The 20,575-nt window shown below is 51.8% G+C and carries 23 protein-coding genes and 1 tRNA gene; 10 read left to right on the top strand and 14 right to left on the bottom strand.

What is annotated here, in order from left to right; genetic code table 11:
- Complete coding sequence (locus SP99_RS08290) at positions 1-576, top strand: YceI family protein (protein WP_047958259.1); 576 nt, start codon at positions 1-3, stop codon at positions 574-576.
- Between the two features lie 44 nt (positions 577-620).
- On the opposite strand, the gene trhO is transcribed toward SP99_RS08290, so the two are convergent.
- On the bottom strand, positions 621-1,670 hold the full coding sequence (trhO, locus tag SP99_RS08285) for an oxygen-dependent tRNA uridine(34) hydroxylase TrhO (protein ID WP_045285013.1): 1,050 nt from the start codon (positions 1,668-1,670) through the stop codon (positions 621-623).
- A 221-nt stretch (positions 1,671-1,891) separates the two neighbouring features.
- Here trhO and SP99_RS08280 point away from each other — a divergent pair, with 221 nt between their 5' ends.
- Together SP99_RS08280 and mdtG are read left to right on the top strand one after the other, a co-directional pair.
- Positions 1,892-2,818, top strand: a complete 927-nt coding sequence (locus SP99_RS08280; RefSeq protein WP_047958258.1) for a Kdo(2)-lipid IV(A) acyltransferase — start codon at positions 1,892-1,894, stop codon at positions 2,816-2,818.
- Positions 2,819-2,959: 141 nt separating this feature from the next.
- Complete coding sequence (mdtG, locus tag SP99_RS08275) at positions 2,960-4,177, top strand: multidrug efflux MFS transporter MdtG (protein ID WP_047958257.1); 1,218 nt, start codon at positions 2,960-2,962, stop codon at positions 4,175-4,177.
- A 453-nt stretch (positions 4,178-4,630) separates the two neighbouring features.
- On the opposite strand, the gene SP99_RS24325 is transcribed toward mdtG, so the two are convergent.
- Positions 4,631-4,933 carry a tlde1 domain-containing protein gene (locus SP99_RS24325; RefSeq protein WP_231584277.1) on the bottom strand — a complete coding sequence of 101 codons (303 nt, stop codon included), beginning with the start codon at positions 4,931-4,933 and terminating at the stop codon, positions 4,631-4,633.
- Between the two features lie 379 nt (positions 4,934-5,312).
- On the opposite strand from SP99_RS24325, the gene SP99_RS08265 reads away from it, so the two are divergent.
- Complete coding sequence (locus tag SP99_RS08265) at positions 5,313-5,702, top strand: MysB family protein (RefSeq protein ID WP_045908287.1); 390 nt, start codon at positions 5,313-5,315, stop codon at positions 5,700-5,702.
- Positions 5,703-5,708: 6 nt separating this feature from the next.
- Here SP99_RS08265 and SP99_RS08260 read toward each other — a convergent pair whose 3' ends face one another.
- The 3 genes from SP99_RS08260 to mdoG all read right to left on the bottom strand — a co-directional run bounded on the left by SP99_RS08260 (position 5,709) and on the right by mdoG (position 10,095).
- Positions 5,709-5,936, bottom strand: a complete 228-nt coding sequence (locus SP99_RS08260; RefSeq protein WP_047958255.1) for a YceK/YidQ family lipoprotein — start codon at positions 5,934-5,936, stop codon at positions 5,709-5,711.
- A gap of 84 nt (positions 5,937-6,020) precedes the next feature.
- Positions 6,021-8,549, bottom strand: coding sequence for a glucans biosynthesis glucosyltransferase MdoH (gene mdoH, locus SP99_RS08255; protein WP_047958254.1), 2,529 nt, complete (start codon positions 8,547-8,549; stop codon positions 6,021-6,023).
- On the bottom strand, positions 8,542-10,095 hold the full coding sequence (gene mdoG / locus SP99_RS08250; protein ID WP_021240787.1) for a glucans biosynthesis protein MdoG: 1,554 nt from the start codon (positions 10,093-10,095) through the stop codon (positions 8,542-8,544). The genes mdoH and mdoG overlap by 8 nt, the downstream gene beginning before the upstream one ends.
- A gap of 253 nt (positions 10,096-10,348) precedes the next feature.
- On the opposite strand from mdoG, the gene mdoC reads away from it, so the two are divergent.
- Positions 10,349-11,488, top strand: a complete 1,140-nt coding sequence (gene mdoC / locus SP99_RS08245) for a glucans biosynthesis protein MdoC (RefSeq protein WP_047958253.1) — start codon at positions 10,349-10,351, stop codon at positions 11,486-11,488.
- 34 nt (positions 11,489-11,522) lie between these two features.
- On the opposite strand, the gene ymdB is transcribed toward mdoC, so the two are convergent.
- From ymdB to csgB, 5 genes are all read right to left on the bottom strand, one after another.
- The gene (ymdB, locus tag SP99_RS08240) at positions 11,523-12,065 is read right to left on the bottom strand and encodes an O-acetyl-ADP-ribose deacetylase (protein ID WP_025755850.1); all 543 of its coding nucleotides are present in this window, start codon (positions 12,063-12,065) and stop codon (positions 11,523-11,525) included.
- A gap of 106 nt (positions 12,066-12,171) precedes the next feature.
- Positions 12,172-12,492: a type 1 fimbrial protein gene (locus tag SP99_RS08235; RefSeq protein WP_025755851.1), complete on the bottom strand. Its 321-nt coding sequence runs from the start codon at positions 12,490-12,492 to the stop codon at positions 12,172-12,174.
- Between the two features lie 160 nt (positions 12,493-12,652).
- Positions 12,653-12,985: a curli assembly chaperone CsgC gene (gene csgC / locus SP99_RS08230; RefSeq protein ID WP_047958252.1), complete on the bottom strand. Its 333-nt coding sequence runs from the start codon at positions 12,983-12,985 to the stop codon at positions 12,653-12,655.
- Positions 12,986-13,046: 61 nt separating this feature from the next.
- Complete coding sequence (gene csgA, locus SP99_RS08225; protein WP_025755853.1) at positions 13,047-13,502, bottom strand: curli major subunit CsgA; 456 nt, start codon at positions 13,500-13,502, stop codon at positions 13,047-13,049.
- A 41-nt stretch (positions 13,503-13,543) separates the two neighbouring features.
- Complete coding sequence (gene csgB / locus SP99_RS08220) at positions 13,544-13,999, bottom strand: curli minor subunit CsgB (RefSeq protein ID WP_025755854.1); 456 nt, start codon at positions 13,997-13,999, stop codon at positions 13,544-13,546.
- Between the two features lie 762 nt (positions 14,000-14,761).
- Between csgB and csgD the strand changes: the two genes are divergently transcribed.
- The 4 genes from csgD to csgG are packed head-to-tail and all read left to right on the top strand — an operon-like array spanning position 14,762 to position 17,103.
- The gene (csgD, locus tag SP99_RS08215; RefSeq protein ID WP_045284619.1) at positions 14,762-15,412 is read left to right on the top strand and encodes a biofilm master transcriptional regulator CsgD; all 651 of its coding nucleotides are present in this window, start codon (positions 14,762-14,764) and stop codon (positions 15,410-15,412) included.
- A gap of 4 nt (positions 15,413-15,416) precedes the next feature.
- Complete coding sequence (gene csgE / locus SP99_RS08210) at positions 15,417-15,806, top strand: curli production assembly/transport protein CsgE (RefSeq protein ID WP_025755856.1); 390 nt, start codon at positions 15,417-15,419, stop codon at positions 15,804-15,806.
- A 23-nt stretch (positions 15,807-15,829) separates the two neighbouring features.
- Complete coding sequence (csgF, locus tag SP99_RS08205; protein WP_025755857.1) at positions 15,830-16,243, top strand: curli production assembly/transport protein CsgF; 414 nt, start codon at positions 15,830-15,832, stop codon at positions 16,241-16,243.
- Positions 16,244-16,269: 26 nt separating this feature from the next.
- Complete coding sequence (gene csgG, locus SP99_RS08200; RefSeq protein ID WP_025755858.1) at positions 16,270-17,103, top strand: curli production assembly/transport protein CsgG; 834 nt, start codon at positions 16,270-16,272, stop codon at positions 17,101-17,103.
- 43 nt (positions 17,104-17,146) lie between these two features.
- Here the strand turns inward: csgG and SP99_RS08195 are convergent, their stop codons facing one another.
- The 4 genes from SP99_RS08195 to ghrA all read right to left on the bottom strand — a co-directional run bounded on the left by SP99_RS08195 (position 17,147) and on the right by ghrA (position 20,061).
- A complete protein-coding gene (locus tag SP99_RS08195) occupies positions 17,147-17,629 on the bottom strand; it encodes a DUF1097 domain-containing protein (RefSeq protein WP_123072409.1) in 483 nt (160 codons plus the stop codon).
- 96 nt (positions 17,630-17,725) lie between these two features.
- Positions 17,726-18,280 carry a TorD/DmsD family molecular chaperone gene (locus SP99_RS08190; protein ID WP_025755860.1) on the bottom strand — a complete coding sequence of 185 codons (555 nt, stop codon included), beginning with the start codon at positions 18,278-18,280 and terminating at the stop codon, positions 17,726-17,728.
- A gap of 20 nt (positions 18,281-18,300) precedes the next feature.
- Positions 18,301-19,038, bottom strand: a complete 738-nt coding sequence (locus SP99_RS08185) for a phosphatase (protein WP_047958251.1) — start codon at positions 19,036-19,038, stop codon at positions 18,301-18,303.
- A gap of 84 nt (positions 19,039-19,122) precedes the next feature.
- The gene (ghrA, locus tag SP99_RS08180) at positions 19,123-20,061 is read right to left on the bottom strand and encodes a glyoxylate/hydroxypyruvate reductase GhrA (protein ID WP_047958250.1); all 939 of its coding nucleotides are present in this window, start codon (positions 20,059-20,061) and stop codon (positions 19,123-19,125) included.
- 232 nt (positions 20,062-20,293) lie between these two features.
- Here ghrA and SP99_RS08175 point away from each other — a divergent pair.
- Positions 20,294-20,381, top strand: a tRNA-Ser gene (locus tag SP99_RS08175).
- Positions 20,382-20,575 lie beyond the last annotated feature (194 nt).

Here is a 20,575-nt window from a genome sequence, read left to right as displayed (position 1 = left end):
ATGAAAAAACACCTGCTGGGTATCGCACTGGGTTCTCTGTTATTGACCGCCGGTTCCGCCGTGGCGGCTGATTATAAAATTGATAAAGAGGGCCAGCATGCTTTCGTCAATTTCCGTATTCAGCATCTGGGATATAGCTGGCTGTACGGTACTTTTAAAGATTTTGACGGCACGTTCACGTTTGACGATAAAAACCCCGCCGCCGATAAAGTCAATGTGACGATTAATACCAACAGCGTCGACACGAATCATGCAGAGCGTGATAAACATTTGCGCAGTGCCGATTTCCTGAATGTCTCTAAATTCCCGCAGGCGACCTTTACATCGACGCAAGTAAAGAAAGCGGGCGATAAGCTGGATATTACCGGCAACCTGACGCTCAATGGCGTCACGAAACCTGTCACCCTTGAAGCAAAATTACTGGGTCAGGGAGACGATCCGTGGGGCGGTAAACGTGCGGGCTTTGAAGCGGCGGGAAAAATTCACCTGAAAGATTTTAATATCACAACGGATTTGGGCCCGGCCTCTCAGGACGTGGAGCTGATTATTTCCGTTGAAGGGGTTCAGCAGAAGTAGTGATAAATACGCCCGGCAGGTTTTTACGCAGCCGGGCGTTATCATTATTCCGGGTCTGGGATCCCCAGTTTGGTATTCAGACGGCCACGGGACTTATTGAAAATCTTATTGCCGTTTTCACGACCTGCGCGACGACGGCGCTGCTCTTCTTCCGGCAGCATGCTCTCTTCACTGCACAATTCGCTACAGCAGCCGTTAAACTTCTCGGCGCAGGCCGGGCACTGGATGAACAGCAGATGACATCCGTCGTTTTTGCAGTTGGTATGGGTATCGCACGGCGCGCCGCACTGATGGCAATGGGCAATCACGTCCTCAGAAATACGTTCCCCCATACGTTCGTCAAAGACAAAGTTTTTGCCGATAAAACGTACCGGTAAACCCTGCTCACGGGCGCGGCGGGCGTACTCGATAATGCCGCCTTCAATGTGCCAGACCTTATTGAAGCCGTTGTGCTTCATCCATGCGCTGGCTTTCTCACAGCGGATACCGCCGGTGCAGTACATCACGATCTTTTTATCTTTATGTTCCTGCATCATCTCAACCGCTTTGGGCAGTTGCTCGCGGAAGGTATCGGCCGGGATTTCCATGGCGTTCTCGAAATGCCCCACTTCATACTCATAGTGGTTACGCATATCAATGAATACGGCATCCGGATCGTCCAGCATCGCATTCACTTCTGCAGCCTTCAGATATTCACCGACATCAGCCGGGTTAAACTCAGGATCGTCAATGCCATCCGCCACGATGCGTTCACGCACTTTCATACGCAGCACCCAGAAGGATTTCCCGTCATCGTCCAGCGCAATATTCAGGCGTAAGCCGTCAAGGGCCGGATCAAATTGATAAAGACACTCGCGGAAAGCGCTCACTTTGCTTTCCGGTACGCTAATCTGCGCGTTGATACCTTCGCGGGCAAGATAGACGCGTCCGAAGACGTTCAGCGCCGTGAATGCCTGATAAAGCGCATCGCGGGTCGCCTGCGGATCGTTGATCGTGAAGTATTTGTAGAAGGAGATGGTCGTGCGCGGTTCGGTTTCAGCCAACATACGCGCTTTTAACATCTCATTCGATACGCGGTTGTGTAACACTGGCATGGTGTACAGTCCTGGGTTCGTCAGAGAGAATGAAAAATCGGTCGGCATGATATAGCAAACAAAACCAATTTACATCCACACAATTTACGCTACATTTCACACTCCCTGATTAATCAGGGTTAACAATTGCTGTATTCGTGCACGTTTCGAAAGCAGATATTTTGGCTACGTCTCAAAAAATGAGACACTAGCGGAACAGGACGTTTAAACACAGGAAAGACATGACCCAGTTACCAAAATTTACTGCCGCCCTTTTGCATCCCCGCTATTGGTTGACCTGGCTTGGCATCGGCTTTTTATGGCTACTGGTACAGCTTCCCTACCCTGTTATTTTCCGGTTGGGTAACGCTCTGGGCCGTCTCGCACAAAAGGTGATGAAGCGCCGCGCCAGGATTGCGTACCGCAACCTTGAGCTGTGCTTCCCGCAGATGAGTGAGTCAGAGCGTCACCAGCTGGTCACGAAGAATTTCGAATCCGTCGGGATGGGGCTGATGGAAACCGGTATGGCGTGGTTCTGGCCGGATAAACGCATGGCTCGCTGGAGCGAAGTGACGGGAACCGGCATGGAGCCTGTGCATACGCTTCAGTCCAGCCAGACGGGCGTTCTGCTGATCGGCGTCCATTTTTTGACGCTGGAGATCGGCGCGCGAATGTTTGGCATGCAGGCACCCGGCATTGGCGTTTATCGCCCTAACGATAACCCGGTCATCGATTTAATCCAGACCAACGGGCGCATGCGCTCCAATAAAAGCATGATTGACCGTAAGGATCTGAAGGGCATGATCCGCGCGCTGAAATCCGGTGAAGTGGTCTGGTATGCCCCCGACCACGACTATGGTCCGCAATCCAGCGTATTTGTTCCCTTCTTCGCCGTTGAAGAGGCCGCTACAACGACCGGCACCTGGATGCTGGCGCGCATGTCCAAAGCCGCCATCGTCCCCTTTGTTCCCCGCCGCAAGCCGGACGGCTCAGGCTACGAGCTGATAATGCTGGAGCCAGAACTTGCACCGCCGCTGGATGACGCCGAGACAACAGCCCGCTGGATGAACGGCATTGTCGAGAAGTGCATCCTCCTCGCGCCGGAGCAGTATATGTGGCTGCACCGCCGCTTTAAAACGCGGCCAAAAGGGACACCGTCCCGCTATTAATTCATCATGCGGCTCTCTGGGCCGCCTGCTGTTTTAGCTTTAAAAGCTCACCTTCATTGCGGCAATCATAACTCAGGCGCATAATTAGCAGGCTTATTACTTTATGCCTCAGGTGCTCTGCACCTCACTATGCGGATTGTTATGTCACCCTCAGATGCCCCCATAAACTGGAAACGTAACCTCGCGGTTGCGTGGCTTGGCTGTTTTCTCACTGGCGCGGCGTTTAGCCTGGTCATGCCTTTCCTCCCGCTCTACGTCGAACAGCTGGGCGTGACGGGTCACAGTGCGCTGAATATGTGGTCTGGCCTGGTGTTCAGCATCACGTTTCTCTTTTCCGCTATTGCCTCGCCCTTTTGGGGCGGCCTTGCTGACCGCAAGGGCCGAAAAATTATGCTGCTCCGTTCAGCGCTGGGGATGGCGATAATCATGGCGCTGATGGGCATGGCGCAAAACGTCTGGCAGTTCCTGATCCTGCGCGCATTGCTGGGTTTGCTGGGCGGATTTATTCCTAACGCGAATGCTCTCATCGCCACGCAAATTCCTCGCCATAAGAGCGGCTGGGCACTGGGAACGCTCTCAACCGGCGGCGTGAGTGGTGCCCTGCTGGGGCCTCTTGCCGGTGGGTTACTGGCCGATAGCTACGGCCTGCGACCGGTGTTCTTTATCACCGCCAGCGTGCTGTTCCTGTGCTTTGTTGTCACCCTGCTCTGTATCCGTGAAAATTTCACACCCGTCGCCAAAAAAGAGATGCTTCACGCCAGAGACGTGCTGGCCTCGCTTAAAAACCCCAGACTGGTGCTGAGCCTGTTCGTAACGACCCTGATTATTCAGGTGGCAACCGGTTCAATTGCCCCGATTCTGACGCTGTACGTCCGCGATCTCGCGGGTAACGTCAGTAACATCGCCTTTATCAGTGGACTGATTGCCTCCGTGCCCGGCGTGGCAGCGCTGCTTAGCGCCCCGCGGTTAGGGAAACTCGGGGACCGCGTCGGTCCGGAGAAAATCCTGATCTGTGCGCTGGTGATTTCCGTGCTGCTGCTTATCCCCATGTCGTTGGTGCAATCCCCCTGGCAGCTGGGCGTGCTGCGCTTTTTGCTGGGTGCCGCCGACGGGGCGTTGCTGCCTGCCGTCCAGACCCTGCTGGTCTACAACTCCACAAACCAGATTGCCGGGCGGATATTCAGCTATAACCAGTCCTTCCGCGACATCGGTAATGTCACCGGACCGCTTCTCGGGGCAGGGATCTCCGCCAGCTTCGGTTTTCGCGCCGTCTTTATCGTCACGGCAGGCGTGGTGCTGTTTAATGCGATCTATTCATGGTTCAGTTTATCCCGTGCGTTACGGCCCCCGACGGAATAAGACGAACGCCTTCAATATACAGATCAAAAGCTAAAGATGCTTTTGAGAAAGAATTGTTTGATATCCTACATGATGCAGTGAAAAACAGCACCTATATCAGGAACGAGATCAATAGAGTTTATTCTTAAAACAGACCAATAAAAGATTTCATTATTCGTAAAAAGAAATAAAGCCCCTTATGGGGCTTCTTTTTACAATTAATTTCTTTTGTTCTGAAACTTACTGAGGGTTAAGCGTATGAGCAGGAATAGTACCGTAGCGTAGATGAGTACCATAACGATTAAGGCTATGAATCTTACTGGATCTGCATCAGCTTCATATGACCCGCTCAGGCCGGAACCGAAAGTACTATAGGCGGTATCCATCGCCCATTGCGTTATGCCGTTCAGGGGCTTACCAAAGCTTGATAGCCACCATGAAAAGATGATGCAGATACTATATAAGGCTGCATTCTTAACGAATCCTACAGTTTGCATAGTTGCTACCTCCTTGCACGTCCACCCAGCCATACGCCATTAATCCAGTTCTGGAACCTGGTACTTTAACCTTTTTAGTACGTAGCAACTGACTACGTACAGTATAGAAATCAGGGCGATTGACGAATGTTATGCATCCCTCTGATACACCCGTTCCATCTGGCCGTAATAGATGCAAACGGAAACTACCACGCGATACGTCATCCTCATTATTTGCATACTGTATTCCCTGCTGTGTGCATAGAGAAAGTCTACCATACGAGAGAAATACAAACAGCATCGTAGGATTAATTTGGAAATTATTTTCTGAATGTAGTACTGAAAAAGCACTCGTTCTGTAACGGAACAAGTTATAGGCCATTGTAAATATATCTACTATTGATCGGCAATTTAATACATATCATTCCGTTACTCTGACAAGAGGTAAAATAATTATCTATGTATTTAAATCGCTTCTGTCAGGTAGGTAAACCACTTCTGAAGTCGGAACATTCAGGCTTTTGGAGCACTTCTCTGATGCCTGATGCTGGGGTAATCGTCAATCTAAGCCAAAAGCATCAACCTGTTCCTTGCGGGTTATCCTACTATAGACATACGCTTTGACAATCTTCCTGCCCCAACCTATACATTTGTTAACATTAACCGACGAGGCACTGATTATGGCCCCTAAAGAATATGTTTTTTATAGCACACTGGAAGAAGCTATTGATGCCGCTCGCGAAGAGTTCCTCGCCGACAATCCCGGCGTTGAGGAAGAAGATGCTGACGTGCAACAACTTAATATCCAAAAATACGTTCTGCAGGATGGGGATATTATGTGGCAGGCCGAATTTTTTGCCGATGAAGGTGAAGAAGGGGAATGTTTGCCGGTCCTGAGCGGTGAAGGTGCGCAGGCCGTCTTTGATGGCGACTACGATGAAATCGAGTTACGGCAGGAATGGCTGGAAGAAAACACCCTGCATGAATGGGATGAGGGCGAATTTCAACTCGAACCGCCGCTGGATACGGAAGAAGGACAAACCGCGGCTGACGAATGGGACGAGCGTTAATTTACACTACTCGTAAGGGCCGTGGCTGGCATCGATGGGCAGCAACAGCGTGTCGAAAATCAGCGAAAACGGCAGATCGAGTACGGTGAGGTAGCGCCATGCGGAATCACGGAGATCCCATTTAACGCCCGAGTAATACTGATTGCCGTGACCTTGCCCTGGGATGGTGCGGCTGATGATACTGCCGCAGCCACTAAGCAGGCATGCCATCATGACGACGATGATGATTCTCATGGGTGACCTCTAAAAAAATACCGGCGATTAAGCCGGTATTTTATCTGGCGGGCGACGCTTCGCTTACTCGCCCTGGTTAACAACTTACTTCGCCTTCAACGCCAGCGGGTTCAGTTTCAGTTCTTTATAGTAGTTTACCCACGAAGAGTATCTCTCCGGAGCAGACCACACCCGATAGTGAAGACGCGCCATCGTGACCGGGTCGCTCAACAGCACCAGACGACGGTCGCGGTTGAGTTTTTCCGGGGTCTCGTTCAGCGCTTGCTCAACGTGACGATCGCGGGCAATCTCCAGCACCTGGCTGGCGCGGTGACGCGCGGTCGCCATTGCCGTGGCCAGGGCGTTGAATGACGGGTTAAACACAGCGTGCATGAAGCCGTCATCCAGTGAGCGGTTGCGGTTCTGCTCCAGATAGGTGTCGGTATCCACCAGCACCTGCGGCGGGGAATACTCTTCCGGGATCAGGAACAGTTTCCAGCGTTTAGTACGCAGCCCCACCGTTGCACGGCTGGAGATGACGGACACAAACGGCGACAGGATCAGCGAGAAGACGATCGGCGCCAGCCAGAACAGGAAGCGCAGATCCAGCCAGGCCATCCCGGCCGCCCATACCAGCCCCAGCAGCAGCTGAGAGCCGTGACGCATAAAGGCTTCACTCCACGGCGTGGAGTCGTCATCACGCTGCGGTGAATTCCAGACCACTTCCCAGCCCAGGAACGCGCTGACCACAAATACGGTGTGGAACAGCATACGCACCGGTGCCAGCAGCACGGAGAAAAGCACTTCCAGCAGCAGTGAAAGGGTCACGCGGAAGAAACCGCCGTACTCTTTCGAGCCTTTGCACCAGATCAGAATGATACTGAGCAGCTTAGGCAGGAACAGCAGCACCATGGTGGAGGCAAACAGCGCAATCGCCAGCTCCGGACGCCACTGCGGCCACACCGGGAATAGCTGGCGCGGTTGCAGGAAGTATTGCGGCTCCGTCAGGGCATGAACGACCTGCAGCGCAGTCGACAGCGCAAGGAACATGAACCACAGCGGTGCAGAGAGATAAGACATCACGCCCGTCAGGAACACCGCACGGTGAACCGGGTGCATCCCTTTAACCAGGAACAGACGGAAGTTCATCAGGTTACCATGACACCAGCGGCGGTCACGCTTGAGCTCGTCCAGTAGGTTCGGCGGCAGCTCTTCGTAGGATCCCGGCAGGTCGTAAGCAATCCAGACGCCCCAGCCAGCACGACGCATCAGCGCCGCTTCCACGAAGTCGTGCGACAGAATAGAGCCGGCAAACGACCCCTCACCCGGCAACGGCGCCAGCGCACAGTGTTCGATGAACGGCTTCACGCGGATAATGGCGTTGTGACCCCAGTAGTGGGATTCACCCAGTTGCCAGAAGTGCAGACCCGCCGTGAACAGCGGCCCGTAAACACGCGTCGCAAACTGCTGACAGCGCGCATACAGCGTGTCCATACCGGAGGCTTTTGGCGAAGACTGAATGATACCCGCGTTCGGGTTGGCTTCCATCAGACGCACCAGCCCGCTCAGGCAGTCACCGCTCATGACGGAGTCCGCATCCAGCACCACCATGTAGCTGTACTGGTTACCCCAGCGGCGGCAGAAGTCATCGATGTTACCGCTTTTACGCTTCACACGACGACGGCGACGACGGTAGAAGATTTGACCTTCGCCCTGCACTTCCGCAATCAGCTCCATCCACGCTTTTTGTTCTGCCACGCAGATATCCGGGTTGTAGCTGTCGCTCAGGATGTAAACGTCGAAATGCTCCGCGTTGCCGGTCGCCTTTACGGACTCCCAGGTTGCACGCAGGCCCGCAAACACGCGGTCAACGTCTTCGTTACAAATAGGCATAATCAGCGCAGTACGGTGCTCAGGATTGAGGGGTTCATCCCCGACCGTTGACGCCGAAATGCTGTATTTGTCACGCCCCATCAGCAGCTGCAGGAAGCCCATCAGCGCGGTCCAGAAACCGGCCGAGACCCAGCAGAAGAGGACAGCGAACAGCAGGAGGATGCCGCTCTGCAGGATGTACGGCAGCAGCTGCATGAAGGAGACCCAGAGATCCTGGCCCATCATGTCCGTCGGGTTGATAAACGCCCAGCCCTGGTAAGGCAGGATGGTTTTCATATACCAGGTCGCGACGACCGTCTGTGCCAGCGTCAGCAGCAGCAGGATATAGCGACGGATAGTCCCCACGGTACGCCATTTCTGTTCGGACGCCTGCTCTTCTTTCGTCAGGCGTGACAGATAGCGCGGCGTGACATCACGCCCGCGCAGGCGATCCCAGAAGCGGCCAACCGGGTTGGTGCGCCAGGGATCAGGGAACATCGAGGAACGGGTCGCCTTCGGCATTGCCTGAAGCTGATCGCGTCCTTCGTCGTCTTTAATCAACTGCCCTTCTGCCAGCGAGTCTGGCCATGCCTGCTCCAGACGCGCCTTTACTGACCCCAGCGGCGTATCATCATCACGGGAAAACTGACGATGTTCACCATCCAGCGCGGCGTGAACCGCGCGAATGTTGCTCTCAGGCAGTGCCGCTTTCTCAATATCCGTCAGCGGCATGGCATCAATATATTCAGATGTATTATTCATTGGCAGGTAGCTGATAGCTCCAGGTTTCACTCAGCGGCTGATCGTTACTGACCAGCGCAGCACGCATTTCAGTGGTCTGTTTCGGATCTTTCACTTTCACGCGCAGGGTCAGACGCCAGCCTTTCGTTACCGGGTTGTAACGCACGGTATTCTCAACGATTTCACCGTTATCACCGATGCTGGCCTGAGCGGCAACGGCGGTATCCGGCGACAGTTTCTTCATATCCTGGCCTGTGAAGTCCACGACGAAGGCCACGGTACCGTCAGGTTGGCGGATAAGATTAGACTGCTTCACATCACCCGTTGAACGGCGAGTCTGCATCACATACGCGTTATCCGGCGCATGCAGCTTATCTTCGTCGCGGCTGAAGGTGATGGTGTACTTGAAGTTCATCTCTTTACCGGCTTCCGGCAGTTGATCCGGCGTCCAGTAAGCCACGATGTTATCGTTGGTTTCGTCGTTGGTTGGAATCTCAACCAGCTCAACCTTACCTTTACCCCAGTCACCGTTTGGCGTGACCCAGGCGCTTGGACGTTGATCGTAGCGATCGTCCAAATCTTCAAAGCGGGAGAACTGACGACCACGCTGCAGCAGGCCAAAACCTTGCGGGTTTTCCATAGCAAAGCTGCTCACCGCCAGATGTTTCGGGTTGTTCAGCGGACGCCAAATCCACTCACCGTTACCGGCATGAATAGACAGACCGTTGGAGTCGTGCAGTTCCGGGCGGAAGTTGGTTGCCGGCGACGGCTGGTTCGGTCCAAACAGGAACATACTGGTCAGCGGCGCAACGCCCAGTTTGCCCACTTTATCACGCAGGTAAACTTTAGACTGAACGTCAACCACCGTGTCACGGCCCGGCATAATCACAAAGCGATAAGCACCGGTTGCACGTGGGGAATCCAGCAGCGCATAAATGGTCAGACGTTTGTCCGTTGGTTTTGGACGTTCAATCCAGAACTCACGGAAACGCGGGAATTCTTCACCTGATGGCAGCGCAGTATCAATGGCCAGGCCACGCGCAGAAAGCCCGTACACCTGCCCCGCGCCAATCACGCGGAAATAGCTGGCGCCAAGCATGCTGACGATTTCGTCGTTTTTATCTTTGCTGTTGATCGGGTAAAGCACCTTGAAGCCTGCGAAGCCCAGGTCTTTCACCGTATCTTTGTCGTGTTGCACATTGCCAAAATTGAAGTAATCCGGGCTGTATTTGATCTTACGTACCGCTGTCGCCGTCACTTCATTGATGGCAACAGGCGTGTCGAAATACATACCCTGATGATAAAATTCAAGCTTGAACGGGGTTTTAATATTGCTCCAGTACGCTTTGTCGTGATTGAACTGGATCTGCTGATAGTCCGCATACTTCATGTCGCGGAAAACGGAGGGCAAGTTACTTTTCGGCGCTTCGTAGCTCTTGCCTGCCATCGATTTTGCCTGTTTTGCGACATCGTCGATGTTAAAGGCCAGTGCCGATGAGGTATACAGTGATAACACCACTGCAGCACCTAACCAACGCATTTTCATCATCTGTGGTTTATGTTTCATAATAAGTAAGCACTTCCCCCTTTGTGTGCTTATATCGATCCGATCCATTTTAATGGAAACTCAGGCAATCCGACAACATTATCACTGCTTTGTTCAGCTGCTGGCTCATGGATTAAGCAATGAAAGAACCCTCTATTCACTTTGCGTGCTTATCCTGGAGACAGGGTGTCGGTCTTGGTGTAGGGTTGGCTTCGAATGTAACCATTATGAGTCTTAGGGATAAGACGAAAAGTCTGAGAATGCACAACGTTATATGAGCACAACACCTACAGAACGTGAATATTTCCTCGACTCGATCCGGGCATGGCTGATGCTATTGGGGATCCCTTTTCACATTTCACTGATTTACTCCAGCCACACCTGGCATGTTAATAGCACGATGCCCTCCTGGTGGCTGACGCTGTTTAATGACTTTATTCACGCCTTCCGTATGCAGGTGTTTTTTGTCATTTCCGGCTATTTCTCTTACATGCTGTTTCTGCGATATCCGCTCAAGCGCTGGTGGAAAGTGCGCGTGGAGCGCGTGGGGATACCCATGCTGACCGCCATCCCGCTGCTGACGCTGCCGCAGTTCATCATGTTGCAATACGTCAAAGGCAAGGCGGAGAACTGGCCGAATCTGTCACTGTATGAAAAGTACAATACGCTGGTCTGGGAGCTGGTCTCTCACCTGTGGTTCCTGCTGGTCCTGGTGGTACTCACAACGGTCAGTTTGTTGATTTTCAGCCGCCTGCGCCATCATTTGAGTCATAAAGCCGACACCTATTTCGCCAACCTGACCATGGGCAAACTGTCCGTGCTCTTTTTGCTGTTGGGGATCGCCTATGCCGCGGTAAGACGTACCCTGTTTATCGTCTATCCGCCGATTCTGAGTGACGGGTTATTTAATTTTGTGGTGATGCAATCGCTGTTCTACATACCGTTCTTTTTAATCGGCGCTCTGGCCTTTATTCATCCAAAACTTAAATCGCTGTTTACCACCCCATCACCGTGGTGTGCGCTGGGATCCGCCCTGGCGTTCATGGCCTATCTGCTGAACCAGCGCTACGGTAGCGGCGACGCCTGGATGTATGAGACGGAGAGCGTCATCACTATGCTGCTGGGCCTGTGGATGGTAAACGTGGTCTTCGCGCTGGGACACCGTTTGCTGAACTTCAAGTCCAGCCGCGTAACCTACTTTGTCAACGCTTCACTGTTTATCTATCTGGTGCATCACCCCTTAACGCTGTTCTTCGGGGCCTATATCACACCGCATATCGCGTCTAACACGCTGGGCTTCTTTACCGGGCTGGTCTTTGTGGTGGGGATTGCGATTGTGCTCTACGAAATCCACCTGCGGATCCCGCTCCTGCGTTTCCTCTTTTCCGGAAAACCGCAGACGAAAGCGGCATAAACAAACGCGGCGCACTCAGTGCGCCGCGTTTGTTTCAGGTGTCCAGTTCCTGCCCGCGCTGGGTCAGCAACCGTTGATACAGGTGCGTGGTTTCTTCATCGAAACAGACAAAGAAAACTTTCTCAGGCATCGGCTTAAGCGACAGATAGCGATAAACGGTTTCGACGGCGATAGTCGCAGCGGCAGCTTTCGGGTAGCCATACACACCGGTACTAATGGCCGGGAACGCCATTGTTTTATAGCCGTTGTCGGCGGCCAGCCGCAGACAGTTTCGGTAAGCCTCTTCCAGAATACTCGCTTCGTGCTGGTCACCACCGTGCCAGACAGGCCCAACCGCGTGAATCACCGCTCTGGCAGGTAGATTGCCCGCGAGCGTGATGACCGCATGTCCGGGAGGACATTCGCCCTGCTGCTGACGCACGATTTTACAGGCTTCCAGTAACTGCGGTCCGGCAGCCCGGTGGATAGCCCCGTCCACACCGCCTCCCCCCATCAGGGAGGGATTGGCCGCATTGACGATGACATCGACATGCATTGTCGTGATATCGCCATGAATAACGTCTATTTGCGGTTTCATAAAGCCCCTCTGCAACCCGCCTTTTTCTTAAGTGTATCGCAGAGGCGTTCGGGAGAAAAAACTATCAGAAAAAATCCTCTTTCGCGGTAAGGCGAAATAGCAGGCATTAGCGATACTGGATTTCAACAACGGCGAGCGTTTTTTCAGGGTTAAGGTATTTCATATGGAGTGTCGCCAGATTCGAATCGGCCACCTTGCCATTAAGCGCCTCTTCATAGCTGACCATCCGGGTTTGCATCCGGTTATTATCCGGACATGACATGGCAAATTGACGCTGCTGCGCTGTAACTTCACAGGGGTCTGCCACAATGGCCCCGCGAAAATGAATGACACCGCCATCAACAATAGTGGTCGAATAAGCCGGAAGACTAAAAGCAGAGACGATCAGGCCCAGACCTGTCGCGAGTTGAGCGAAAGCGTTGTGCATTATAAATACTCCTCAATGAAAATCGTCCTTGAGGGGCAAACGCGCTTCGTTAGGGCAAACGAAGTTTCACGTTACGGAACATAACGGCCAGGTTCCTGATATCAGCATAGCTCAACGGCACAGCCCCGCCACATTCACAACGCATTGATTTTATAAATAATTAAAGCGCGCTCCCCGCGGGAGACCACTGCTGCGATAGATGAATCGATTTACCATCAGAAACGGTGACCACAATGTTGACCGTGTCTCCTGCGTTAATATTTAAACTCAACCGCGTTAAATCAATCGTCTGATTAGCGGGTATAAAAAGTGTATTTTGCTGCCGGGAAGTACTCTGCCCTCCCTGTCCTTCCCGCACGGCGATAATCTGAACCTGACAATCACACGACTCCGTCAGCACGACCTGCGGAATAATGGTGGTCATATTGTCCTGCAAAGACGTTTTAAAGGTTATCTGGCTGGAAAGCGCGGCAAGAAGAATTAAGGTATTCATGATGAACTCCCGAAAAAAAACAGGGCGCACGCCCTGTTTTTTTGTAGCACAGATTTCAGTATTAATACTGATAAGCTGATGCGTGGTTACCTAAACCAATCTGGGTAACATTGACGGTAGAATTAGAGGCAGTCTGATCAACAAGCGCGCCGTTAAATCCACCGTACTGGCTAACATTCATTGTTGAGTCGTGACTGTTCCACTGATCAAGCGTTGCGCTGTTGGCAAAACCATTCTGGGTCAGGGAAATGGTGCTGTCGTCAGAGCCTTGTCCAACATCCGCGCCATTACCGCCACCACTCTGGCTAATAGACAGAGTTGAATTTCTGGCATTAGTCTGCAAGGCGACCGCTGAGTTACCGCCACCGCTCTGGTAAATATTCAGGGTTGAATTTGGGCCATAACCGCCGTGACCATGACCGTGTCCGTGACCCCAGCCACCTTGATCAATAAGACCAGCCATAGCACTACCAGAAACTACGATTGCTGCAAGAGCTGCCACTTTGATAAATTTCATGGTAAAACCCCCATCGGATTGATTTAAGTCGCCGCGAATAACTAACGTTGAATAACGCGAATGGCCATTTGCGACTGTTTTTGCACTACAACTGCGGTTTTCTGTGTACCGTACTGCGTGATGCTTGCTCTATTACCCGACCCTTTCTGGATAATTTTCGCACTATTACCATATCCGTCTTGCGTAATATCAGCATCATTCGCGAAGCCGCTCTGAGCGATATACGCAAAATTATAAGTCCCTGATTGATCAACCCGCGCCCTGTTACCTCCCCCTTCCTGGGAAACAATGGACAGTAATTTTGAACCGTCCTGGCGAACCTGAGCGTCATTTGATACGCCCCGCTGACCAATAATGGCTGCCTGATTTAATGATGAAAGGCTTAATTCATTAACCGCAAAGTTATATTCAGCCCTGGCTAAATCTGAATTTGCTGCGGTTACAAATCCAGGCGCACCCAGTAATGTAAACATCATAAATAACGATGTGTTTTTCATGTTGTCACCCTGGACCTGGTTATTAAATCATTTCATAACCATGTAACATGGATATTTGTTAAAGCGACTCGTTTTGTGTTAACGCGTCGTTACGGTGAAGAGTATGTCCGCTGAAACATTTTAAATATCTCACCCGCGCGGCTTATTTTTATTTATCAGATCACCACAAAGTTGTAATTTCCGGCAAAAAAGACATTAAACAGGCCAGCTTATTTTTTTATTCACTCCCTTCACAGAGGCGATTGAACAACGGCAGGAAGGCTCTCCACACTGCCCCCGCATTGTTTAAACGCAACGGCAAAAGAACATTTTGTCATAGTGCGTGACACGACACGTGTTTTCTTAAGTCGGAAAGCCATTCATTTAAAGGATTAGAAATATCCCGTCACTCATACCTGAACTCAGCATTCAAAAAATAAAAGATAACGACTAAATTCAAATAGATAAAAATATTTGTATGATTTTTAAAATCTGTGCAGCCATATTCACATGTACAACTTTTGTATCAAATTGAATCATTGCACACATCCTGATTTAACAAATTAATATTGATTTTTACATTCTGTTACACGTTTAACACTTGCTTTAAACTTCGTAAAAGCTAGATTGAAATTAGATGTACGAAATTGGTTTTATATTTACCTCCCTGTGGAGGTTATGGTTTGATTCTACACACAGCAGTGCAACATCTGTCAGTACTTCTGGAGTCCTCTTTTAATCAGGAGGACAGCTGCCAGGTGCCAAAAAAAGCGGGGTTTCATCATGTTTAATGAAGTCCATAGTTTACATGGTCATACATTACTGTTGATCACAAAACCTTCTTTGCAAGCGACAGCGTTATTACAACATTTAAAGCAATCGTTATCACTGAACGGGAAATTGCATAATATTCAACGTTCTTTTGATGATATTGCCCCTGGCAGCATTATTCTGTTTGATATGATGGAAGCTGATAAAAAGCTCATCCATTACTGGCAGGATGTTTTAAGCAGGAAAAACAACAATATCCGCGTGCTATTGTTGAATACGCCTGATGAATATCCTTTCAGAGATATTGAAAGCTGGCCGCATATCAATGGCGTGTTCTACGTTACTGAAGAAGAAGATCGGGTGGTAGAGGGCTTGCAGGGTATTTTGCGCGGAGAATGTTATTTTTCGCAAAAACTTGCCAGCTATCTCATCACGCATTCCGGCAATTATCGCTATAACAGCTCAGAGTCCGCACTGCTCACACACCGTGAGAAAGAGATCCTGAACAAATTACGCATTGGTGCTTCAAATATTGAAATCGCCCGTTCGTTATTTATCAGCGAAAATACAGTAAAGACGCACCTTTATAATCTTTTCAAGAAGATAGCTGTTAAAAACCGAACTCAGGCTGTTTCGTGGGCAAACGATAACCTCAGGCGTTAATCACATGAAACGCACCGTGAGTTGGATTGCCGCAGCGGGCTTTCTCCTCGCTGCAGGGAACCTACAGGCCGTCGAGGTCGAAGTTCCCGGATTGTTAACAGACCACACTGTTTCCTCTGTCGGGCACAATTTTTATCGCGCCTTCAGTGATAAATGGGACAGTACCTACACCGGAAATATAACAATCAACGAGCGGCCCAGTGCACGATGGGGAAGTTGGATAACAATAACGGCGAACCAGACCGTTATCTATCAAACATTTTTATTCCCCACGAAAATAGACTTCGATAAAAACGTCGCCTTAGCGCTGGCCCAATCAGAAGACGCTATTAATCGCCTGCAAATAGATAAAGCCCTATTAAGCACCCGCGATTTAGCAAAAGACGAGTTCTAGCGAACCGATATGCGGAGGCTGTCATGCGTATTGCATATGCAGTTGTTTCGATAATGCTAATAACACCCTTAAGCTGGGCCGGGAACATGACATTCCAGTTCCGTAACCCTAACTTTGGGGGTAACCCTAACAACGGCGCGTTCATGTTGAATGAAGCTCAGGCGCAAAACTCTTATAAAGATCCCAGCTTTAAGGATCTTGGCGTGGATACCCCGTCCGCACTGGACAACTTCACGCAGGCTATCCAGTCGCAGATTTTGGGCGGGTTGCTGACCAACATCAATACCGGCAAACCCGGCCGGATGGTGACCAACGACTTTATTGTCGACATCGCGAACAGGGACGGACAGCTCCAGTTGAACGTGACCGATCGTAAAACCGGTAAAACCTCAACCATTCAGGTTTCCGGTCTACAAACTAATTCAACTGACTTCTAAACAACAGCTAAATAAGGACAACGATCATGCAGCGCTTCCTGATATTTGTTGCAGTGTGCTTATTGAGCGGTTGTTTAACTGCTCCCCCTAAAGAAGCTGCAAAACCCACTTTAATGCCTCGGGCCCAGAGTTATCGTGATTTAACGCATTTACCTTCTCCGACGGGGAAAATATTTGTCTCCGTATATAATATTCAGGATGAAACCGGGCAATTTAAGCCTTACCCGGCAAGTAACTTCTCCACGGCTGTCCCGCAAAGCGCCACCGCGATGCTGGTAACTGCGCTCAAGGATTCACACTGGTTTATTCCTCTGGAACGCCAGGGGCTACAGAACCTGTTAAATGAACGCAAAATTATCCGTGCCGCCCAGGAAAATGGCACCGTCGCGGACAATAACCGTATGCCTCTGCAATCGCTGGCGGCGGCGAACGTAATGATTGAAGGATCGATTATTGGTTACGAAAGTAACGTTAAATCGGGTGGTGCGGGTGCGCGTTACTTCGGTATCGGCGCGGATACCCAGTATCAGCTCGACCAAATCGCCGTTAACCTGCGTGTGGTCAACGTCAGTACCGGTGAAGTGCTCTCTTCGGTGAATACCAGCAAAACCATCCTGTCCTATGAAGTGCAGGCAGGGGTGTTCCGCTTCATCGATTACCAGCGTTTGCTGGAGGGTGAAATTGGTTACACCTCTAACGAACCGGTCATGATGTGCCTGATGTCAGCCATTGAAACCGGCGTGATCTTCTTAATCAACGACGGTATCGATCGCGGATTGTGGGATCTGCAAAATAAAGCGGACGTCCAGAACCCGATACTGGTGAAATACCGCGATATGTCAGTGCCTCCGGAATCCTGACAGGAAGCGTATAAAAAAGGCGAGATGATTATCTCGCCTTTTTTTATTCACTCACCGTCGCGACGTTTTGCGCTTTTTCCCGCCTCGATGCCAGCCAAAGTCCGCTGTTTTTCATGGCATAGCCAAACAGCAACCCCAGCAGCAGCGAAGGGACCACCAGCTTCCAGTCGCCCTGCCCTGCAAACGTCGCGCACGCTCCCATAAAGGTGCCCGGCACGAACGAAAGCAGCAGATGCTTGGCCTGGATGCACATCAGGAAGGCGACAACACCCGTCATGATATACCCCAGCAGCTCCAGATGCGGCGCCAGCGCGCTGCCTTTCATGATCACCAACGCCCAGATAACACCGCTCATCAGCGTGCAACCTGAGATAAAGAGCCCTTTTATACCCCCCTGCGGGCAGGCGAAATAGGCCGTACAGCCGAGGAACCCGGCCCAGCTGAGCAATCCGAGAGACACGGCCACCCACCCCCACAGCCCGGAGAGAATGCCTGTCGTTAATGCGATACAAAGTAATATGTTCATGGCGCGCATCTTAGCAGAAGCGCACCATGGAAATGAGATCATCCGCACATTACGTGCAAATTGAAATGTGGAGTTGCAGGATTTATGTGACGAGCATCACTCTTCGTTCTCTTCTTCCAGCTCATCCCACATTGCCGCGATGGCGTCGCGGGTCAGCGGTGCCAGCGCTCTCCAGAATGGCGAGGTCGCATGCGCTTCGACTTTACCCAGGAAAGTCCCGACCCACGGCAACAGGTACGTTTCGAACAAGGTTTCGATGGCTTCGTTCTCATCATCCCCCGCGTTGTCCTCGATCCAGGACGCGGCCAGCAGCAGCGTACCGATATGGTCCGCAGGGGTATCGGTCAGCGGCATCCCACGCGTGGAGAGAAAAGCACGGACTTCCGCTTCCGTTGCCCCTTCCTGCCAGGCAGAACGGTATGGCGAAACGCGGCACTCATCCCCCACGAACAGAGCATTATAATCCGTCGCAATCTGCTGCATGTCGCAGCTTTTTTGCAGACGCTCCAGTAAATCATCCTGTTCCAGCGGCCAGTTCTGCGCCAGTTTCCCTTCACGAATCAATGTAAAGAGCGGAACCAGCAGCGGGTCTTGTGGCTGACGGTAATACAGCGTACCCAGCACGCGGCAGAGGATGGAAAACTCATTCATTTTTTTATTCCATTACACAATTAAAGATCGGCAAATTCGGCAATCGGCTCCATTCCGCGCGACTCGAGGAAATCGAGCATGCGGCGTGGGGTGACGTTCAGGATTTGCGCTTCCGGGAAGTCAACGTCATTCAGCACTTTCAGGCACTCGCTAAAGTCACCGAGCGTGAACGCGGTATGGGAATCTGAACCCAGTGCCACCATGCCACCCGCATCACGGACGGCGGCCGCCACTTCGCGACAATTAGCTTCACTGCCCTTACGCGAGTGAACAAAGGAGGAGTTGTTAATTTCCAGCGCCACGCGGTGTTTTGCAGCCGCCTGCGCGACAGCCTGAATATCAATCGGGTACTTCGGGTTGCCCGGGTGGCTGATAATATGCACATTGCCGCTGGCAATGGTGGCAATCATCGCGGCGGTGTTGGTCTCTTTATCCTGAGGCGCAAAGACCGGTTCATGGAAACCAGCAAGGATAAGATCAAGCGAGGTCAGCATCGGGCCGGTACAGTCGATTTCACCGTCGATGTTTTTGATGTTTGCCTCAATGCCGCGCAGTATTCCGATGCCGTCCACCAGACGTGGCCAGATCCGCATATTCACAAAATGCCAGTAGTGCGGCGCATCCGCCATATCCGGGCCATGATCGGTGATCGCAAAAAGCGTGATGCCTTTGAGCTTCGCCTGGGCGATATAATCATGGAGGTTGCTATACGCGTGGGTACTGGCGACGGTGTGCATATGCAGGTCAACGGGATACATCTCTCTCTCCTCTGCGGTTTTTCCAAAGGATAGCAGTTATCAGCAGCGAATATTAGCAAAAACCCGGCAAACGCCGGGTTTCTCTCAGTAACCACGCCGTCTGTCGACCTGGCCGGTGACCGCGTTGCCTTTTTCCAGTTCGCTGATGGTATGGGATATATAGGCCACCGCTTCAGCCGGGCGCGTCACGGCCGCCACGTGCGGGGTCATCGCCACACGCGGATGTGCCCACAGCGGGCTCTCCTTCGGCAGCGGCTCACGGCTATAGACATCCAGCATGGCACCTTTTAACTTGCCGCTGTCCAGCGCCTTCAGCAGATCCGGCTCGACCAAATGCACTCCGCGCGCCAGGTTCATCAGGTAGCTCTCATCGGCTAACTGGTTGAGCAAGGCTTCATTGATGATCCCTGCCGTTTCCGCCGTGTTTGGCAGCAAATTGATTAGGACCCGTGTGCCTTTCAGGAAAGCCGGGAGCTCATCGGTTCCGGCAAAGCTCTCTACGCCGGGATAATCCTTGCGGCTGCGGCTCCAGCAGCGCAGCGGGAACCCCCACGGGGCGAGGGCTTCAGCCACTCTGGATCCCAGCACACCGGCACCGAGAATGCCTATGGTGAAATCCTCGCGCTGATACTCCGGCAGCGGCTCCCAGCGGGCTTGCTGTTTAAACGCTTGATAATCATCAAAGCGGCGGAACCAGTGCAGCACCTGGCTCACGGCGTATTCCTGCATTTGCTGGCCCATTCCGGTATCTTCCAGGCGGAACAGAGGTGTGACTTCCGGCAGCATTTCAGGGTGCGCCTTCAGTTTGCTCAGGATGGAATCCACCCCGGCACCCAGGGCAAAAACGGCCTTCAGGTTACGTCCCTGAAGCATTTCTACCGGCGGATGCCAGACCAGCGCATAGTCTGCATGTTCGTTATCACCCCGCTTCCACTCGCGGACGCGTGCGCCGGGGATCGCCGCCGTGAGCGCCTTGATCCAGTAGGCCGTATCAAAAGTAGGGTGATAAAAGAGTATATCCATAGTGATTCCTGCCTTTTATTGCGCTGATTTATTTTGCTTTTTAACTGGAGTGTCAGCATAACAAATTTATTGCACGAGGGTGTTGCTGATAAAAAAGACGCTTTCAGCACATTTAAGAATCATGTTGCCTGAAGTTTGTCTAAACGCGCTAAATTACTGAAAAAGTGAGTTGACGGCAGTTCAGCTTTTCCTTACATTAGCGCCCGTCCCGACAACAACGGGATGACATTATGGTGAGGTGTCCGAGTGGCTGAAGGAGCACGCCTGGAAAGTGTGTATACGGCAACGTATCGGGGGTTCGAATCCCCCCCTCACCGCCATATTTAAAGAAGAGCTCGCATGAAAATGCGGGCTTTTTTTTTGCATGTTGCAAACATGCAGGGGGGATGAGACTCCCCGACCGGGGTTCGACAACTGGCGACAGCCAGTTGGACAGACTGAGAGCGCAGCGAACAGGCTGCCCGCAGGGCGAGCGAAGCGAGTCAATCCCCCCCGGAGCCAGATGCAGCACGGT

The sequence above is a fragment of the Enterobacter sp. BIDMC92 genome, from assembly GCF_001030225.1.
Classification (GTDB): Bacteria; Pseudomonadota; Gammaproteobacteria; order Enterobacterales; family Enterobacteriaceae; genus Enterobacter; species Enterobacter sichuanensis.
Note: the sequence above shows the minus strand (reverse complement) of the source record. Positions and strands in the feature narration are given on the sequence as shown.

Bases quoted from the DNA above. Each gene is read 5' to 3' on its own strand.
- SP99_RS08290 (WP_047958259.1), top strand. From the start codon at position 1: ATGAAAAAACACCTGCTGGGTATCGCACTGGGTTCTCTGTTATTGACC.
- trhO (WP_045285013.1), bottom strand. From the start codon at position 1,670: ATGCCAGTGTTACACAACCGCGTATCGAATGAGATGTTAAAAGCGCGT.
- SP99_RS08280 (WP_047958258.1), top strand. From the start codon at position 1,892: ATGACCCAGTTACCAAAATTTACTGCCGCCCTTTTGCATCCCCGCTAT.
- mdtG (WP_047958257.1), top strand. From the start codon at position 2,960: ATGTCACCCTCAGATGCCCCCATAAACTGGAAACGTAACCTCGCGGTT.
- SP99_RS24325 (WP_231584277.1), bottom strand. From the start codon at position 4,933: ATGCTGTTTGTATTTCTCTCGTATGGTAGACTTTCTCTATGCACACAG.
- SP99_RS08265 (WP_045908287.1), top strand. From the start codon at position 5,313: ATGGCCCCTAAAGAATATGTTTTTTATAGCACACTGGAAGAAGCTATT.
- SP99_RS08260 (WP_047958255.1), bottom strand. From the start codon at position 5,936: ATGAGAATCATCATCGTCGTCATGATGGCATGCCTGCTTAGTGGCTGC.
- mdoH (WP_047958254.1), bottom strand. From the start codon at position 8,549: ATGAATAATACATCTGAATATATTGATGCCATGCCGCTGACGGATATT.
- mdoG (WP_021240787.1), bottom strand. From the start codon at position 10,095: ATGAAACATAAACCACAGATGATGAAAATGCGTTGGTTAGGTGCTGCA.
- mdoC (WP_047958253.1), top strand. From the start codon at position 10,349: ATGAGCACAACACCTACAGAACGTGAATATTTCCTCGACTCGATCCGG.
- ymdB (WP_025755850.1), bottom strand. From the start codon at position 12,065: ATGAAACCGCAAATAGACGTTATTCATGGCGATATCACGACAATGCAT.
- SP99_RS08235 (WP_025755851.1), bottom strand. From the start codon at position 12,492: ATGCACAACGCTTTCGCTCAACTCGCGACAGGTCTGGGCCTGATCGTC.
- csgC (WP_047958252.1), bottom strand. From the start codon at position 12,985: ATGAATACCTTAATTCTTCTTGCCGCGCTTTCCAGCCAGATAACCTTT.
- csgA (WP_025755853.1), bottom strand. From the start codon at position 13,502: ATGAAATTTATCAAAGTGGCAGCTCTTGCAGCAATCGTAGTTTCTGGT.
- csgB (WP_025755854.1), bottom strand. From the start codon at position 13,999: ATGAAAAACACATCGTTATTTATGATGTTTACATTACTGGGTGCGCCT.
- csgD (WP_045284619.1), top strand. From the start codon at position 14,762: ATGTTTAATGAAGTCCATAGTTTACATGGTCATACATTACTGTTGATC.
- csgE (WP_025755856.1), top strand. From the start codon at position 15,417: ATGAAACGCACCGTGAGTTGGATTGCCGCAGCGGGCTTTCTCCTCGCT.
- csgF (WP_025755857.1), top strand. From the start codon at position 15,830: ATGCGTATTGCATATGCAGTTGTTTCGATAATGCTAATAACACCCTTA.
- csgG (WP_025755858.1), top strand. From the start codon at position 16,270: ATGCAGCGCTTCCTGATATTTGTTGCAGTGTGCTTATTGAGCGGTTGT.
- SP99_RS08195 (WP_123072409.1), bottom strand. From the start codon at position 17,629: ATGAACATATTACTTTGTATCGCATTAACGACAGGCATTCTCTCCGGG.
- SP99_RS08190 (WP_025755860.1), bottom strand. From the start codon at position 18,280: ATGAATGAGTTTTCCATCCTCTGCCGCGTGCTGGGTACGCTGTATTAC.
- SP99_RS08185 (WP_047958251.1), bottom strand. From the start codon at position 19,038: ATGTATCCCGTTGACCTGCATATGCACACCGTCGCCAGTACCCACGCG.
- ghrA (WP_047958250.1), bottom strand. From the start codon at position 20,061: ATGGATATACTCTTTTATCACCCTACTTTTGATACGGCCTACTGGATC.